At 57.1% G+C, this 16,297-nt stretch carries 11 protein-coding genes; 3 read left to right on the top strand and 8 right to left on the bottom strand.

What is annotated here, in order from left to right:
• Nucleotides 1–2 precede the first annotated feature (2 nt).
• The 3 genes from XX99_RS25825 to XX99_RS25815 form a co-directional block, all read right to left on the bottom strand.
• The gene (locus tag XX99_RS25825; RefSeq protein WP_050062273.1) at nt 3–1,139 is read right to left on the bottom strand and encodes a sensor histidine kinase; all 1,137 of its coding nucleotides are present in this window, start codon (nt 1,137–1,139) and stop codon (nt 3–5) included.
• Between the two features lie 86 nt (nt 1,140–1,225).
• The gene (locus tag XX99_RS25820) at nt 1,226–2,017 is read right to left on the bottom strand and encodes an ABC transporter permease (protein WP_050062272.1); all 792 of its coding nucleotides are present in this window, start codon (nt 2,015–2,017) and stop codon (nt 1,226–1,228) included.
• Nucleotides 2,018–2,096: 79 nt separating this feature from the next.
• Nucleotides 2,097–3,059 carry an ABC transporter ATP-binding protein gene (locus XX99_RS25815; protein WP_082125974.1) on the bottom strand — a complete coding sequence of 321 codons (963 nt, stop codon included), beginning with the start codon at nt 3,057–3,059 and terminating at the stop codon, nt 2,097–2,099.
• A 230-nt stretch (nt 3,060–3,289) separates the two neighbouring features.
• Here XX99_RS25815 and XX99_RS25810 point away from each other — a divergent pair, with 230 nt between their 5' ends.
• Both XX99_RS25810 and XX99_RS25805 read left to right on the top strand, forming a co-directional pair.
• On the top strand, nt 3,290–4,411 hold the full coding sequence (locus XX99_RS25810) for a hypothetical protein (RefSeq protein WP_050062271.1): 1,122 nt from the start codon (nt 3,290–3,292) through the stop codon (nt 4,409–4,411).
• A gap of 129 nt (nt 4,412–4,540) precedes the next feature.
• A complete protein-coding gene (locus XX99_RS25805; RefSeq protein ID WP_050062270.1) occupies nt 4,541–6,754 on the top strand; it encodes a penicillin acylase family protein in 2,214 nt (737 codons plus the stop codon).
• A gap of 68 nt (nt 6,755–6,822) precedes the next feature.
• On the opposite strand, the gene atzF is transcribed toward XX99_RS25805, so the two are convergent.
• The 5 genes from atzF to XX99_RS25780 form a co-directional block, all read right to left on the bottom strand.
• Nucleotides 6,823–8,616: an allophanate hydrolase gene (gene atzF, locus XX99_RS25800; protein WP_050062269.1), complete on the bottom strand. Its 1,794-nt coding sequence runs from the start codon at nt 8,614–8,616 to the stop codon at nt 6,823–6,825.
• A gap of 11 nt (nt 8,617–8,627) precedes the next feature.
• Nucleotides 8,628–12,215, bottom strand: a complete 3,588-nt coding sequence (gene uca, locus XX99_RS25795; RefSeq protein WP_050062268.1) for an urea carboxylase — start codon at nt 12,213–12,215, stop codon at nt 8,628–8,630.
• A gap of 50 nt (nt 12,216–12,265) precedes the next feature.
• Nucleotides 12,266–12,913 (bottom strand): urea amidolyase associated protein UAAP2, encoded by a 648-nt coding sequence (locus XX99_RS25790; RefSeq protein ID WP_082125973.1) that lies wholly within the window; start codon nt 12,911–12,913, stop codon nt 12,266–12,268.
• Between the two features lie 19 nt (nt 12,914–12,932).
• On the bottom strand, nt 12,933–13,646 hold the full coding sequence (locus XX99_RS25785; RefSeq protein WP_050062267.1) for an urea amidolyase associated protein UAAP1: 714 nt from the start codon (nt 13,644–13,646) through the stop codon (nt 12,933–12,935).
• A gap of 228 nt (nt 13,647–13,874) precedes the next feature.
• Nucleotides 13,875–14,735 (bottom strand): Vgb family protein, encoded by an 861-nt coding sequence (locus tag XX99_RS25780; protein ID WP_231581623.1) that lies wholly within the window; start codon nt 14,733–14,735, stop codon nt 13,875–13,877.
• A gap of 441 nt (nt 14,736–15,176) precedes the next feature.
• Between XX99_RS25780 and XX99_RS25775 the strand changes: the two genes are divergently transcribed.
• On the top strand, nt 15,177–16,295 hold the full coding sequence (locus XX99_RS25775; RefSeq protein WP_082125972.1) for a putative urea ABC transporter substrate-binding protein: 1,119 nt from the start codon (nt 15,177–15,179) through the stop codon (nt 16,293–16,295).
• Nucleotides 16,296–16,297: the final 2 nt, after the last annotated feature.

Here is a 16,297-nt window from a genome sequence, read left to right as displayed (position 1 = left end):
GGTTATGCGGAGTGCAGCTGCGTGGCTCCAATGGGAACTTGCGTGGCAGGGATCTGAATGGTGAGGCGTGTGCCGGCTTTATTCGGCGCATCCACGGCAAAATGGCCGCCCAGCGCCTCGATGCGCTCACGCATCCCGCGGATGCCGTTGCCGTCTTCCCTCACCCCGCCGCGTCCGTCGTCTTCGACGACTAAGAGCGTCTGGCCATCCTTTTCTTCGAAGCGCACGTTGCAATGGCTGGCCTGCGCATGGCGCACGATGTTGGTCACCGCCTCGCGCAACACCAGTGAGAGCACGCTTTCTTCTGCGGGTGTGAGCGCGAGCGGAGTTTCTTCGCAGACCAACGTTACGCCAGCGGCATCGAGCACACCGTGAGCGCGCTGAATCTCCGCCGCCAACCCTTCGGTGCGATAGCCGCGGATGGCTTCACGTACTTCTGTCAGAGCCGTACGCGCGATGTGCTCCACATCGGCGATCTCGGCTGCGGCGCGCTCGGGATTGCGCGAGAAAAGCCGTCCCGCCAGCTCAGACTTGAGCACGATGACGGAGAGCGTGTGTCCCAGCACATCATGCAGGTCGCGTGCGATGCGTTCGCGCTCGGCGAGCTTGGCCAACTGCTCGATCTCTTCCTGCGCCATCTGCAGACGGGCGTTGGCCCTGACTCGCTGCGCCATGAAGATGTTGGTGCAGCCAACAACGATGCTGAATCCGACGGGGAAAGCCCAGGTCAGAGTCGAAACGTGCAGGATAAAGGACTCAATCAGGACCGTGGCGCAGGTGAACACGATGGTCGAAACCGAGATGGCGAGAGATTCCGTGACGAAGGGGACAAAGGCGCAGACGTAAATGAACATCCCGCTGGCGCCCTGGTTATGCGGGTAGTAGTAGATCGAAAGCAGTTCCAGCGCGGCGAGTAGGAGGTATTGAATGCGGCGCGAGTGGAGGACGATGACGCCCGTGTAAATTGCTAGAAAAAGGGTATAGACGCCGCCGAACTGCAGCCAGTAGCGCGTGTCGTGGCGGTAGACCGGCTCGATAAAGAAAAAAACGGAGTAGAAGAGCCAGACGAAATCCCACCAGTCAAACGAACGGCATTTCCTGGGTAGTCCGAGGCCTGCGGCTTGTGTCTTAGCTCTCATGATCGAAGCATCTCTAGCTATCGTGCGGCTGGAACGAACGGCCATCTTTCGAGGGGTGGCCGTGTTGAGCCTGGCACAGAAGCGCTTTACGCCTTGGCCTCGCTGCGAGTGAAGAGAAGCCACGCCGCGCCCAGCATCAGGCATGTAAAGCCTACCAGAGCCTCCCAATGAGTGGACATCGAAGTACCTGGCTGAGCATATCCGAAGATGTTGAGAGCCAGTTGACCATAATGGTAGGTGGGCAGCGCCGGAGCGGCGTGCTGCATCCAGCGGGGAAGGATGTTGATGGGCATCCACAGACCGGAAGCGAAGGACATGGGCAGATAGATGAGGTTGATGATGCCGGGGCCTGCGGTCGGCGGCATGAGGAAGGAGAGCAGCAGTCCCATGCTGGCGAAGGGAATGGCTCCAGCCAGCGTGATGCCGGCAAGCTTGAGAAACTCGACGGCCGTCATGTGTACCCCGCCCAGGGTGAGGCCGATGACGGTGAGCAGGCAGACGATGACCATGGCGAAGGCGGCGCAGGAGATGGTCTTGGCCGCCAGATAGGCGAAGCGCGGCATGGGGCTGGCCTGCTTCAACTCCAGCCAGCCTTGCATGCGCTCCATCGCAATGCCCGCGCCGAGTCCGAAGAGCGATGCGCCGACCATGCCGAAGCAGCTGTAGCTGGCCAGCAGATAACGCGCATATTCGGTATGGCTGTTGATGGTTCCAAAGAGCATATAGAACATCACCGGGAAGCCAACGACGGAAAGCGAGAAGACGCGCAGGCGCAGCATGCGAAGAAATTCGTAGCGCGTTTCTTTGCCAAGCACATTGGCGTAGTAGGCAAAGCCCAGCTTCGGGGCGGGTGCAGCGATGACGGCGGCGGTGGCCATAAGATCCTCCTCAGTTACAAATTCGTTTGGTTGCGGTGTTCTCGATCCCACATCTCAAACGCGAGATGTGGGGCACCCGTCAATTCTTTTCCGCGTCCGAGCCAGTGAGAGCTAAGAAGGCGTCTTCGAGTCCCGGCGCCGAGATTTCAAGCCCATGCAGCGTCTCATCAAGGCGCAGCATCTCGCGCACCACGCGCTCGGCTTCAGCGGCGGTGATCAACACGGCCTCGCGGTCGCGCTCGACGCTGACGACGGAAGGCAGGCGGAGCAGCAATGCCGCATCGAGCTGCGTGATGCAGCGGATGCGCCGACCGGCGACGCGGTGCTTGATCTCGGCGGGTGTGCCCTCCGCGATGATGCTGCCTTTGTTGATGACGACGATGCGGCTGGCCAGCATGTCGGCCTCTTCGAGATAGTGCGTGGTGAGCAAAACTGTCTTGCCCTGCGCGGAGAGCAGGCGTATCTGGTCCCACAATGCGCGGCGCGATTCGATGTCCATACCCACAGTCGGCTCATCGAGAAAGACGAGATCGGGATTGCCGGCCAGCGCCAGTCCGAAGAGTACGCGCTGCTTTTGCCCGCCGGAGAGCTTGCCGAACAAGCGGTCCTCGAGGCCTTCGATGCGAGCGATGTGAACAATCTCTGCCGCGGAGAGCGGAGCCGGGTAGTAGCTGCGGAAGAGATCGATATGCTCGCGGACCTTCAGCGTCTCCGGAATGCGCGTGACCTGCAGCATGGCGCCGATGCTGGTGCGCGCTTCCGCATCGCGGGGATCGCGTCCCATCACGCGCACGCTGCCGCTGGTCGGCGCGGTGAGCCCCAGCAGAAGACGGACCGCCGTGGTTTTGCCCGCGCCGTTCGGCCCTAGCAGCGCAACCACTTCGCCGGGATGGAGGCTGAGGTTCAGGTCTTCGAGCGCCGTAGTCTGGCCGTAGCGTTTGGTGACGGAGTGCAGCCGGGCGATGACCTCGCCTCGACGAGCTTTGAAGGGCGGTGTGAGCGGCTCCTGCTGAAGGCCGGAAGCAAATGCGGTTGCGGACATGGTGGGTCTCCTGCCGATGCTCTTCGCGGGAGAGGGCGCGCTGCGAAGCCGATCGGGCAATTACAGAATCGTCGCAATCAGCCGCCCAACCCAGTGGGGTGTGTCACCAATCGGAGGTGACAGATGTCACTCCAGGGCTATGAAGCTGAGTGTTGTTCAGCGCTCGGCGCCGACCTCCTATACTGGTTTCGATGATGCTCCGAAATCACCGCTGGATTCGCCTGTGTGCAGTGCTGACGCTGCTCTCGGGGTTCGTATTCGCTTCATCGGCGCTCCATGCGGAGAAAACCGGCAAGCCGCTGGTCATCTATCTTGATAGATTCGGAATTCCGAAAAGCCTATTCGGTGGAGGCGGTCCCGCACTGTGCCTTCATCAGCACACGGCAGGCACGCGCTTGTTCTGGCTCGATGCGACTCACCTGTTCGTTGCGTTCACCACCATCGCCCCCTGCACTTTTCACGCGGCGGAAGAAATGCCGATGCTGCGCGGCCTGGTCTTCGATACCACCACCGGTATCAAGGTCGCGAGCCACGATTGGCCGTTGACCGAAGACCTGGCCATATTTCCCGGCCCCGATCATACCGTTGTCATGCGCGATGGCAACAAGCTCGAGCTGCTGAATGAGAAGCTGCAGATGGCGGACTCCGGCGAATTGGACTCCACTCCGAAAGGTCTGTGGTCAACTCCACGCCGGCGCACCATTCCTCTGCTCACCAGCGACGGCAGAAAATATGAGTTCTACACGGCCGGCCCTCTGCGTCTGCTCGACACCATCTCGCTCGATTCGTCGGATGAAGTCAGGGCGATTCCGGATTGGGTGGCAGGCGACGAGCGGATTGCGGGGAGCAGCTGCGCCGACAAGTCTCCTTACTCCTGCACGAAGATCGATGTGCAGACACCGGATGCGAAGTTTCTGGAGCCCGATGGCGCGCCCTGGTCGTATCGCGAGACCGGGAAGCCGGTATCGCTGCAGCCCATCGGCTTTCTCGACGCAACGCACCTGATCATTACCCGCGAGGACAAGAATTTTTTTCACAACGCGCAGATGCTGATCGTTACTCCCAATGGATCGCGTATTCAGCTTCCCTCCATCGGCGAACTTTATCCCCGGAAGATTGCGGGCATTGCAGAGCACGGGAGCCGGTTTGGAATGGAGATGTATGCGTTGGGCGGCTGCACCGATTGCATCATCGCGAATTTCTTCGTGGTGGCTGAGCCGGATGCGCGGAAATTTCTTTTCGAACAGCGGGGAACGCCTTACATGAGCGCAGGCGAACTCTCTCCGGACGGCCGCTGGATGGCGATCCTGGATGAGGGCAGGGTCAGCTTATATCCGCTGCCGCAGATGTAAGAGGTACGCCATCGCTCCGCAACTAAGCGAAATCCGGAGCGAGCTTTTTCTGTCATGACGGTAAACTGATCGGACTGAATCCGATCCTCATCGAACCACCCTCATATTTTTTCTGGAGACAACCTGATCATGCCTAAGGGCCGGACCGCAGCAAGACTCGCTCTCTTCTTCACGCTCTCGATTCCGCTGCTGCATGCAAGCACGAATGCAGAAATTACGCGTTGGGAGCAGGAGGCGGCACGGGTGACCATTGTCCGCGACGATTGGGGCATCGCGCATATCTCCGGCAGGTCAGATGCCGATGCGGTCTTCGGCATGGAATACGCGCAAGCCGAGGACGATTTCAATCGCATCGAGACGAATTATCTCAATGCGATGGGGCGGATCGCGGAGGCCGAAGGCGAAGCGGCAATCTACCAGGATCTACGCATGAAGCTGTTCATCGATCCGGTGGTGCTCAAAAAGGATTACGCGGCCAGCCCAGAGTGGCTCAAAGCATTGATGAACTCCTTTGCCGATGGATTGAATTTCTATCTCTATAAACATCCCGAAGTAAAGCCGAAAGTTATCCAGCATTTTGAGCCGTGGATGGCCCTATCTTTCACTGAAGGCAGCATCGGCGGCGACATCGAGCGCGTCAATCTAAAACAATTAGAGGCGTTCTACAGCAAGCCGCCAATTATCGAAGCTTATGCAAGCGCGGCGCAGACGGAACAATTAGCCTTCGTTCACGACAGCGAACCCGACGAGCCCACCGGCTCGAACGGCATGGCCATCGCACCTTCGAATACTTTAAGGCACCACGCGCTGCTACTCATCAATCCTCACACCTCTTTCTTCTTTCGTTCGGAGCTCGAGATGACCAGCGAAGAAGGCTTGCACGCCTATGGCGCGGTCACCTGGGGCCAGTTCTTCGTCTATCAGGGATTCAATGATCGTATCGGATGGATGCACACGTCGAGCGGCGTCGATGCCGTCGATGAATATCTCGAATCCGTCGTGAAAAAAGGCGATGGATTCTCTTATAAGTACGGCAGTGAAGAGCGTCCGGTTATCGCGACGGAGATTACGGTTCCCTATAAGACAGACCATGGCATGGCGGAGAAGAAGTTCACGGTCTATCGAACGCATCATGGTCCGGTCATTCGCGAAGAGAATGGCAAATGGGTCAGCATCGAGCTCATGAATCTGCCTATCAAAGCGCTGACCCAGTCCTCTCTGCGCACCAAAGCAACCGACTATAAGTCTTACCGGAAGACGATGGAGATTCAGGCTAACTCGTCGAACAACACGGTATTCGCGGATTCCGACGGCGATATCGCCTACTTTCACGGCAACTTCATTCCACGCCGGGACACGCGCTTCGATTTCACAAAGCCCGTCGACGGCAGCAATCCCGAAACGGACTGGAAGGGATTGCTAACGGTTGAAGAATCGCCGCATCTGCTGAATCCTAAGAGCGGCTGGCTCTACAACAGCAATAACTGGCCGTGGTCCGGGTCGGGCACGAGCAGCCTGCGCAAAGAAGACTATCCAGCGTATGTAGAAACCGGCACGGAAACGGCGCGTGGTCTGCACGCCGTTCGAGTGCTGCAAGACAAGAAAGATTTCACTCTGGACTCGCTGATCGCTGCCGCTTATGACAGCTACCTGCCATGGTTCGAGAAGCCGATTCCGGCGCTCCTCAAGGCATGGGATGAAGCTCCGGCATCCGATCCGCTGAAGGCGAAGCTCGCCGCTCCAATTGAAGTGTTGCGGGCGTGGAACTTCCGCTGGGGCGTCGACTCGGTTCCTACATCTCTTGCTGTCTTCTGGGGTGAGGACATTCGCGGCTTTGCCGCCGGCGACGCAAAGAAGGCGGGCATGTCGGCAGAGGAATACATCGCAACGCGCATGCCGGCAAACCAGTTGCTCTTGTCACTCTCTAAGGCCATCGATAGGCTCGATTCCGACTTTGGCAGATGGAAGACGCCGTGGGGCGAGATCAATCGATTCCAACGCATCAACGGAGACATCGTTCAACCCTTTAACGATGCGGTTCCGAGTATTCCCGTCGGATTTACATCGTCACTCTGGGGCTCGCTGGCATCCTTCGGCGCGCGTCCTTATCCCGGAACAAAAAAGTGGTATGGAACCAGCGGTAACAGCTTTGTTGCTGTCGTCGAGTTCGGACCCAAAGTGCGCGCGAGAGCAGTTACGGCAGGAGGCGAGAGCGGGCGTCCCTCATCTACCCATTTCGATGACGAAGCGCAGCGCTACAGCACCGGCAATCTGCGCGACGTCTACTTCTACCCAGCCGATCTGAAAGGCCACGTCGAGCGTGAGTATCACCCGGGAAGCTGAAAAGCATTTATAGACGAGCCCGGGGCGCCATCAGCCGCTTCCACTCGCGCATTTAGAAATACATGCTTTTATAACTGGCTGATGTAATTCCGCCACCCTCGCAGATGCGTGATCTCTTTGGCGCCGGCCAATCCAGCTGGCTCGCATAGAAATCCTTTTACAATCTCTCCACTTTCGAGACGTAGGCTTCCAATCGCGAGGGGTGGTGGAATCATGGCAAGAAAGCTGCCTACTGTCTCTATCGGAAGCGCCCATACTTCGACCTCGATGCCGGGACCTTCGAATCCGGGTTCGTATAGCAGGCCCGGCTTGGCCGGAGTGCTGTTCGGCAGCGCATACAATCGATATTCCCGCGATGTTTTAGTCGTCGCGAGCAGCTTGCCGTGCCGTTCTGTCAGCTGCCAGTTGAGTGGCTGCCCGGTAAGGTGGGCTCCCACAACGGCGATGGGCATTGTTTCTGGAGGACGTTTCTGCGCTTCGAGCGCCGGCGTCTCGGAAAGCTTACGGGCTGACGCCGAGATCGTGGCGGTTAGTTTGCGATGCAGGCTGTCGGCCGTTAGAAGAAGCGAAGCCTCACTGAATGCAGGTGCGATGAGGGATACACCGAAGGGAAGTCCACTTGATTTCAATCCAGCGGGAGCAGCGACAGCCGCAAGATCGAGCAGATTGACGAAGTTAGTGTAATAGCCGAGATTGGTGTTCGTCTCGATGGGCGCAGCCTGCACTTCCGCGATCGTATAAGTGCGCGGGACTGTGGGTAACAAGAGCAGATCGATGACATCCCAGACTTTCGCTGTGACGCGGCGCAGCTCTTCAAGCTTGTATGTGGCCTGAAACGCATCGACGGCAGTGAAGCGCTCTGCCCCCGCAATGATCTTGTAAACGGTTGGGTCTATCTCTGACGCATGATCAGAAAGAAAGCTTCCAATCGCGGCCAGGCGTTCCGCAACCCAGGCTCCGGAATATAGTAGGTTGGCTGCAGCGCGGAAAGGCGCGAAGTCGATTTCAACTTTCGTGCCTCCCAGCGTCTCGAGCGATTGAATAGACTTTGCAAACGATATCGCGGAATCCGAATCGCCGAAGAACTCAAGCTGCTCAGGCCGCGGCACTCCGAAGCGGAATGAAGTTATATCCCAGGCGCGCGGCGACATCGTCTTCGAATCGCGGGAATAGGAATCAACCGCATCGAAGGCCTGTGCGGTCGAAAATACCTTCGCCGCATCAGCACAGGTTTCCGCAAAGATAGAAACGCAATCGAGCGTGCGGCACGCGGGAACAACGCCCGTAGTGCTGAGCGCACCTCGCGTGGGTTTAAGGCCGACGATCTGATTGAACGCGGCAGGCACCCGGCCTGACCCTGCTGTGTCCGTGCCCAGGGAGAATGAAACTAATCCCTTGGCGACAGCGACAGCGGATCCCGAACTTGATCCGCCGGAAATATATAGAGGGTTGAAGACGCTCGAGCATGCACCGTGCGGAGAGCGTGTACCGACAAGCCCGGTTGCGAACTGATCAAGATTTGTTTTGCCAATGAGGATTGCGCCGGCATCGAGCAGCCGTTGAACTGCTGTAGCCGTCGTTACGGGCTGGTAAGCATAGGCAGGGCACCCGGCGGTAGTAGGCAGACCTGCAACGTCGATGTTGTCCTTGACCGCGAAGGGCATACCGAAGAGCGGAAGAGTGTCTACGCTTCCCGCGGACGCGAGCTCCTGCGCGCGTGCAAGATTCTCAGTCTTCGGAACCAGCGATATCCAGACCGGATGCAAGCCGTCAGCTTCGATGCGGTCGTATATCTCTTCCACGAGTGCGACAGGATGCAGCTTTGAATCGCGATAAAGAGATTGCAGCGTCGAGATATCCATGCGGGCCTTTCTTAGTTGGTTCGAATCAACAGAAGCTGCTGGCCGGCATTGACCAGGCTTCCGGGTTTGCAGAGGATCTGCTCAATCGTGCCTGCCACCGTTGCAGTTACCACGAGTTCGGTCTTCATGGCATCGAGCACGATCACCTTATCGCCCGCTCGAACCGGTTGGCCGACCTCCACCGCAACCTGAAATACACTCGCGGTGGTTGGCGCATACACGGCTTCGCATCCCTCTGGCACGAGAGTGGTTTGGTCGCTTTCCGGCATCTCTTCGAATTCTTCGACAACTACGGGCTTGAGCAACTTCCAGCGCTCGCGCTCTTCGTTGAACGCCTGCTTCTGAATCTTGCGAAAGGCTTCGGTCTCCGTTTGAATCGAATCGAGGAATGACTGGTAGCGGAGCAGGTTAAAGTCGGTGTCTTGTATCTTGATGTCGAACTTCCCGTAGGGAAAGTTACTGCGAGCGTCGAGCAACTCTTCGCCTGAAACGGGATAAAAACGAATCTGATCGAAGAAGCGCAGCGACCATGGCGATCCCGGGAGAAAGACGGGCGTTGTCTGATAGGTGTTCCAGACCTGGATCGTTCGTCCGACCAGCTGATAGCCTCCGGGACCTTCCATGCCATAGATGCAGAGATATGCGCCACCGATACCGACCGCATTTTCGGGAGTCCATGTGCGAGCGGGATTGTATTTGGTTGTCACCAGCCGGTGGCGCGGATCAATCGGAGTAGCCAGAGGAGCACCAAGATAGACATCGCCTAGTCCGAGGACGAGATAGCTTGCATCGAACACCGTCTTATAGACATCTTCGATGGAGTTGAGTCCGTTAATGCGGCGGATAAATTCGATATTGCTCGGACACCATGGTGCATCCGGGCGGACCGCCTGCATGTACTTCGTCTGCGCCAGCCGCGCGGCTGGATCGTCCCATGAGAGCGGCAAATGTACGATGCGCGAAGGGACCGTAATATCAGCGATTGCCGGCGTGCTGCGATCGAAGGAGTCCAGCGCCTCCAGCAATTCCTCGCGAGGCAACTTGCGATTGTCATAGTGAATGTGCAGGGAGCGCACGCCGGGAGTTATGTCGATAATTCCCGGAAGATTCGCCTTTCGCAACGATTGTTCAAGTAAGTGGACGCGAAAACGAAGGGTAAGATCGAGGTGGTTCTCACCTAACTCCACTAGTAAGTATTTGTCCCCGTCAGCGCGACAGGTGAATGAAGGTTTTCGCTCTGCACGTCTCAGGACGGAAGGCTCGGGTTTCGACTCCCGTGGAAGCTGCGGAAGCGTCCCGGTAAGCGAGGTAAGAAATTGCTCCTGCTCCGCCTCCAGGCGTTCGGCATCGGCGAGCGAGAGCCGTTGGAACCGGACAAGATCGCCTGCTTTCAACTGGCCTAACTTCCATAACTCTGCTTGCACTACGGTGGCGGGACAGACGAATCCGCCGAGGCTTGGTCCATCGGGGCCAAGCAAGATGGGCATGTCCCCGGTGAAATCGATTGTGCCGACAGCATAGGCATTGTCGTGAATATTGGATGGATGCAAGCCGGCTTCGCCGCCATCCAAACGTGCCCACACGGGTTTTGGCCCGATCAGGCGAACTCCCGTGCGGTCGCTCTGATAATGCACTCTCCAGTCGGTGGAGAAAAGCATCTCAATGTCTTCTTCCGTAAAGAAATCGGGCGAGGTGTGCGGACCGAAGAGTACGCCTAGTGTCCAGTGTTTGTCGTAGCGAGGCATCGATTCTTCAGGCAATGCGACTGGCAGGCCTTCACTCCGAGATTTACCGACGTAAATCACATCGCCCGGGGAAAGCGCGCGCCCGGCATGTCCACCAAATCGTCCAAGCATGAAGGTGCCGCGGCTTCCCATGTACTGCGGCACATCAACTCCACCGCGAATGGAGAGATAGCTGCGCGCCCCCGGACCGCGGACCGCTCCTAAGTGAAGAATACTGTTTGCGCCGGTCTCAATCGCCTGCCATGACGGAATCGGGGCGCCGTCGAGTTTTGCATTCATATCCGCGCCGGTGATGGCGATGACAGCATCGGTGTTAAAGCGGATGCGGCCGCCGATCGTGGTCATCTCAATCGCAGCGGCATCATCAGAATTGCAGACCAGGCGATTGCCGATGCGGAAGGCAAGTGCATCCATCGGACCCGACGGGGGGACGCCGACGTGCCAATAGCCGAGGCGTCCGGGATAATCCTGGATCGTCATCTGCGGGCCGCTTTCAAGAATCTCGAACGCATGTCGATGGAACTGATAGTCACCGAGAAAGCTTGTGGTGATCGTGCCCTCTATAAATTCCTGTGACTTAGTGACCTCTCGGAGGTAGGCAAGGTTCGTCTCAGTTCCAGAGAGAATGGTTGAAGCCAAAGCCTCCTGCATCTTTCTTACGGCGTCTGCACGGTCGCCCCCGGTAACGATGATTTTTGCAACCATAGGATCGTAAAACGGGGTTACTAGTGATCCGGAAGAGACCCATGTTTCAATGCGCGCGGAATTTTCCGGAAACGCGACATGCGAGAGCAAGCCGGGCGTAGGCTGAAAGTTTTTGAATGGATCTTCGGCATATAAGCGCGCTTCGATAGATGCGCCTTGCGGCGTGACCGGATGTGTGGTGATGCTCTCCAAATCTCCTGCAGCCTGTCTTACCATCCACTCGACTAAGTCGATGCCGGTGACTTGTTCGGTGACTCCGTGTTCGACCTGGAGGCGAGTATTCACTTCGAGAAAGTAGAAATGTTTTGTGTCCTCGTCATAGATAAATTCGACGGTTCCGGCGTTCGCGTAGCTTACTGTTTTGCCCAGCAAAATCGCTGCATCCAGCATAGCCTGGCGAATATCCGAGGCGAGTTCAGGCGCGGGCGTCTCCTCTAAAACTTTCTGGTGACGTCTTTGCGCCGAGCAATCCCGCTCACCCAACGCGATGACCCCACCTTTGCCATCGCCAAAGATCTGAACTTCAAGATGACGAGCGCGCGCGACAAATTTTTCGATATAGAGGCCGCTGTCTCCGAAGTTATTTTGGCTTAGCCGCAGTGCCGGTTCCCAGGCCTCGCGTAATTCGCCGGCGCTATGACAAACGCGCATGCCAATGCCGCCTCCTCCGCCCGAACTCTTCAGCATGACAGGAAATCCGAGCGCTTCTGCCCTATCCAGCGCTTCTTGCAGGCTGGAGAGCACACCGCTGCCGGGCAGGATCGGGACCTCGGCGCGCTCAGCGAGTGCGCGGGCGGTATGTTTTAGCGCGAACGCTTCGATATGCTCGGGCCTGGGCCCGATGAACGTAATACCATTGCGTTCGCATGCCCGCGCGAAGCCTACATTTTCGCTGAGAAAGCCGTAGCCGGGATGAATGGCGTCCGCACCTGTTTGCTTGGCCGCGGCGAGAACCTTATCGATTGCAAGATAGCTTTGCGCGGCGGGAGCTTCGCCGAGAAGCACCGCTTCATCGGCTTGCAGGACATGCAATGAATGTGCGTCTGCTTCCGAATAAACAGCGACCGACGGAATATTCATCTTCCGCAAAGTGCGAATGATGCGGCAGGCAATCGCGCCGCGATTGGCGATCAGTAATTTCGAAAACATCTGTGTCCTTGGTGGTTCGTGGTCGAGCTGCGGTAGTTTGTCGCGAGCGTTTAATTCCAGATGAGAATTTGTACAGGTGTCGGATTGTATCCATTGCAGGGATTATTCAGCTGTGGGCAGTTACTGATCACCATGAGCGTATCCATCTCGCTGCGCATCTCGACATACTTTTTCGCATCGGAGATGCCGTCTTCGAAGGTCAACTTACCGTCGGGAGTTACGGGCACATTCATGAAGAAGTTGATGTTGCTCGTGAGATCGCGTTTATCGAGTCCGTGCCCCCAAGCCAATGCGCCTTTGAGGAAAGAATTGCGGCACGCGTGCATGTAACGTTTGCCAATGTCGTAGCGCACCATGTTGCTTTCGGTCGCACATGCTCCGCCGAGCGTGTCATGGCGGCCGCAGGTATCGGCGACGATGGTGAGCAACGCGTGGCCATGATTGGAAATGAGCTGCGTGCCGGTGGTCAGATAGATATTGCGCTGATTGCGAATCGTATCCTGCGCGCTGTATCGGTCGGAGTAATCCTGTGCGTTGTAGAAAAGCGTATCGACGGCCTGATTTCCCATCAGGTCGACAATGCGGACATACTGCCCCTGCTTAATCTCCTGGACGAACGGATCGCCGGCCTTGACGATGAAGTTGTGTGCTGCATCTCTGGGATCGAGTGAGCTGAGAACCAGATTGATGTTTGTCATGTTCAATGCCTCTCTCTCTCTAGAGAAAGTAACGCCGGGTGAGGGTGTAAGCGCGCATGTTTTCAGGGCAGGAGATAAAACACACGTCATCCGGTGAGGGCGCCGGAACGTGTTTGATGGTTATTTCTACCGGCTTGGGACTGTAAGTCGTGCTCGGATCGAGTGGATGCTGGCAGGTGTTGAGAATGACCAGCGTGTTCATTTCTGCGCGGAGCTCAACATAGCTTCCGGGCGTCGAGTGCTGCGCCTGGTATTGCATCGATCCATCATCCGCAACAGCAACCTTGCTGAAGAAATTGACGATAGCCTGGAAGTCGCGCGGCCCTAAGCCATATTTTGCTAACTCAATGAGAAATCCATCGAATGCATTCTGATGCCAGCCGTTCCGGCACTCCTGATAATCTGCCCTGCCATACTTGTTCTCGACAGATGCGGCATTGGAGCAGCCGGAGAGCGGATCATGCCAGCCAAGTGAATCCTCGGGAATGGAGCAGAGAATGCGGCCCATGTCGGACATGAGGACATGCCCGGCGGTAAGTTTGGCGGTGTGCTGCGCTTTAAGCGTGTCGGGTAGATTGAAGCGCTCGGCAAAGAGATCGGCGTTCAGGAAGTAAGCGCCGGCATTCGCGCCACCTTCAAGATCGGTGAGCCGCAGCGCCGTTCCGCGCTTCAAAACATGCGACCACGTGCCTGCGCCTGGAATAACTTCGCTCCAAAGAATGGAGGTATCCATAAGTGCTCCTACTCTGCGGTTTGGCGCGTGAGAAACACAAATCGCCGACACCACGAGGTGACGAAAAAGATGAACAGGAAGAGATAAGGGGCGAAGTCTAGCGCGGCGGGCCGCAGCACACGTCCATGTGAGTCATACGGAGTATGACTCTTCGCGCCACCTGCTGTTGGACGGTCTTGTTGCGCATTGTCGATTAGCTTACCACGCGGATTTCCGGAGGCCACGCCGCTACTTTTGCTCCGGAGCGAATCGCACCACTGCACCGGTCTTGTAGTTGGTGAGCCAGACGGAGCCGTGAGCCGCGCGAATGCTATCTCCGCCGTCGCCTACCCATTGCTCGATGACTTTATTTGTTGCCGCATCGACGCGCGTGATGGGGAAGCCGAAGAGCGTAGCCCATGCGGAGTGAAATCCGAAAGTGATTTCGCCGCCCTCGCCTGGAATTCCGGCTTCGATATTCGCGATGTTCTTTGCGGTCCGCGTATCGATTCGCGAGATCGTACCGTCGCCCTGGTTGAGGGTCCAGATCGATCCTTCTCCAAAGGTGAGGAAGCGTGGATTCTTACCAGTGGGGATGGATGTGACCACGCTGTTTGTCACCGGGTCCACTTGAATTAGCTCGCTATGTTCGTTCGAGGTGACCCAAACGTAGCCATCGGCAAAGAGCGGATTGTAAGAACCGGAAGGGATGGTGATTGTGGCGGCAACTTTGTTTGTCGACGGATCGATGCGCGAGAGTATTCCTGCTTTGTCGGTGACGAGCCATACGCTGCCGGCTCCGGTAGTGATGCCGCCCTCGGATTGGGCTGGAACCGCGGCGATCTCAGCGAGGACCTTGCCGGTTTTAGGATCGGCGCGCACCAGATTATGCGAGCCGCAACTTGGAATCCAGAGACTGTCGAAGCCCACGGCGAGGCCCGAGCATGGCCGCTGAACCGAAATGCTGAGCCCAGTCTGATTGGTCGCGGCCACAATCTGGGTGACCACATTCGATCGCGAGCTGGTGACCCAGATGGCGTCGTCGGTGGTTGTAAACCAGTCTGGATTCAAAGGGAGGTGCAGCGTTGCGTCAATGTGTAAATTGGCCATCTCGCGGCGGACGCTAGGCGTAGCAACGCCAGTCGCCTTCGGTGCCGCGTCAGATGTTTGAGCGACGGCGGACAATTGCGAATTGGAAAGAGGCACGAGCAGAGAAGCGAGCACAAGAGAACGCGTTAGGAGTCCGCGGGATATCGGGATGTGCATGGAAGCCTTGCCGTAAAGGAGTCAAACGCAACTCAATATTTAACATGAGCCCCAAACTATCGGGCAGGTTTGACTTCTACCGGCGGCGACGTAAATCCATTGCTTCTAACTTTCGATAATTAGAAACATTTATCGCGCAAATAAACAAGAACCATTTCGCCCGATCCCAGAGTGGTTTCTGTAGATCTCGGGCAATCGCGTTCTGCGTCGTGTTTTATACCCCACATAAGAAAATCAGGAGGTCGTTTTGACGAACGCGCCTTTCGACCTATCGTGGAGGAATTCATGACACCCTGGAGATTGCCTCAAAAGAGTGCGGCTGCGTGCTGGCTGCGTCTTGCCGTAATTTGCTCCATCTTATTCTGTTCGTTGACTCAAAATTCATTTGCAGCGAGTGCGCCGAAGTTCGTGATCGGCTGGTCGGTGTATGCCGGCTGGAATCCGTTCTTCTACATGGCCAAGTCCGGCATCCTCAGGCGCTGGGCGGACAAGTACGGCATTCAGATTGAAGTGCAGCGGTTCGACTACGCTGCCTCGCTCGACGCCTTCGTCGCGAAAAATATAGACGCCTGCACCATGACCAATATGGAGGCGCTGGATATGCCTGCAGCGTCGGGCGTCGACTCCACGGCCATCATCCTGGGCGACTATTCGGATGGCAACGATGCCGTCCTGACCCGGAGCGGGCTGAAGCTGAATCAGCTCTCCGGCAAGCACGTGATGCTGGTGCAGAAAACAGTTTCGGAGTACCTGCTGGAGCGGGCGCTGGTACTAAATGGATTGCAGGACGAGGCTTCACGGCTTAAGCTGGTGAACACGTCGGATTCGGATATTGCCGGCGCTTTCCTGGGCAATCATTCCAATCAAGTTGTTGTCACCTGGAAGCCTCTCGTTTCACAAATTCTGGATCAGGACAAAGGTGTGGCCAACATCTTCGATTCCTCGAAAATTCCGGGCGAGATCATGGACCTGCTGATGGTGCGCACCGAGGTGCTGCACCGGCAGGATGGCTCCGGGGTGAAGTTCGCCAAGGCTGTTACCGGCGCCTGGTACGAGGCTATGGCGCAGATGTCGGGCACGGGACCCGGGCATGAGCGGGCATTGAACGAAAGCGCGGCGGCCTCAGGGGACACGCCTGCCTCCTATAGCGAGCAGCTCAAAACTACGCATCTCTTCTATACGCCCAAGGCTGCTACAGACTTCAACGACAGCGCAGCGTTCAAGCAGAAGATGGATCTGGTGCGGCAGTTCTGCTTCCATCACAATCTTCTCGGCGAGGGCACGCAATCGGTGGATGATGTAGCCATCCTCTATCCCGATGGCTCAATTCAAGGCAAGAAAGATCGTGTCCGCTTCCGCTTCGATTCGAGCTACATGCATCTCGCGGGGCAGGGAAAGCTATAGCC

This window comes from Silvibacterium bohemicum (genome assembly GCF_001006305.1).
Lineage (GTDB): Bacteria > Acidobacteriota > Terriglobia > Terriglobales > Acidobacteriaceae > Silvibacterium > Silvibacterium bohemicum.
This window is presented reverse-complemented; position numbering and strand designations above follow the sequence as displayed.

What these genes read in the sequence shown, in the direction of transcription:
- XX99_RS25825 (WP_050062273.1), bottom strand. Translation starts at nt 1,139, where the DNA reads ATGAGAGCTAAGACACAAGCCGCAGGCCTCGGACTACCCAGGAAATGC.
- XX99_RS25820 (WP_050062272.1), bottom strand. Translation starts at nt 2,017, where the DNA reads ATGGCCACCGCCGCCGTCATCGCTGCACCCGCCCCGAAGCTGGGCTTT.
- XX99_RS25815 (WP_082125974.1), bottom strand. Translation starts at nt 3,059, where the DNA reads ATGTCCGCAACCGCATTTGCTTCCGGCCTTCAGCAGGAGCCGCTCACA.
- XX99_RS25805 (WP_050062270.1), top strand. Translation starts at nt 4,541, where the DNA reads ATGCCTAAGGGCCGGACCGCAGCAAGACTCGCTCTCTTCTTCACGCTC.
- atzF (WP_050062269.1), bottom strand. Translation starts at nt 8,616, where the DNA reads ATGGATATCTCGACGCTGCAATCTCTTTATCGCGATTCAAAGCTGCAT.
- uca (WP_050062268.1), bottom strand. Translation starts at nt 12,215, where the DNA reads ATGTTTTCGAAATTACTGATCGCCAATCGCGGCGCGATTGCCTGCCGC.
- XX99_RS25790 (WP_082125973.1), bottom strand. Translation starts at nt 12,913, where the DNA reads ATGACAAACATCAATCTGGTTCTCAGCTCACTCGATCCCAGAGATGCA.
- XX99_RS25785 (WP_050062267.1), bottom strand. Translation starts at nt 13,646, where the DNA reads ATGGATACCTCCATTCTTTGGAGCGAAGTTATTCCAGGCGCAGGCACG.
- XX99_RS25780 (WP_231581623.1), bottom strand. Translation starts at nt 14,735, where the DNA reads ATGGCCAATTTACACATTGACGCAACGCTGCACCTCCCTTTGAATCCA.
- XX99_RS25775 (WP_082125972.1), top strand. Translation starts at nt 15,177, where the DNA reads ATGACACCCTGGAGATTGCCTCAAAAGAGTGCGGCTGCGTGCTGGCTG.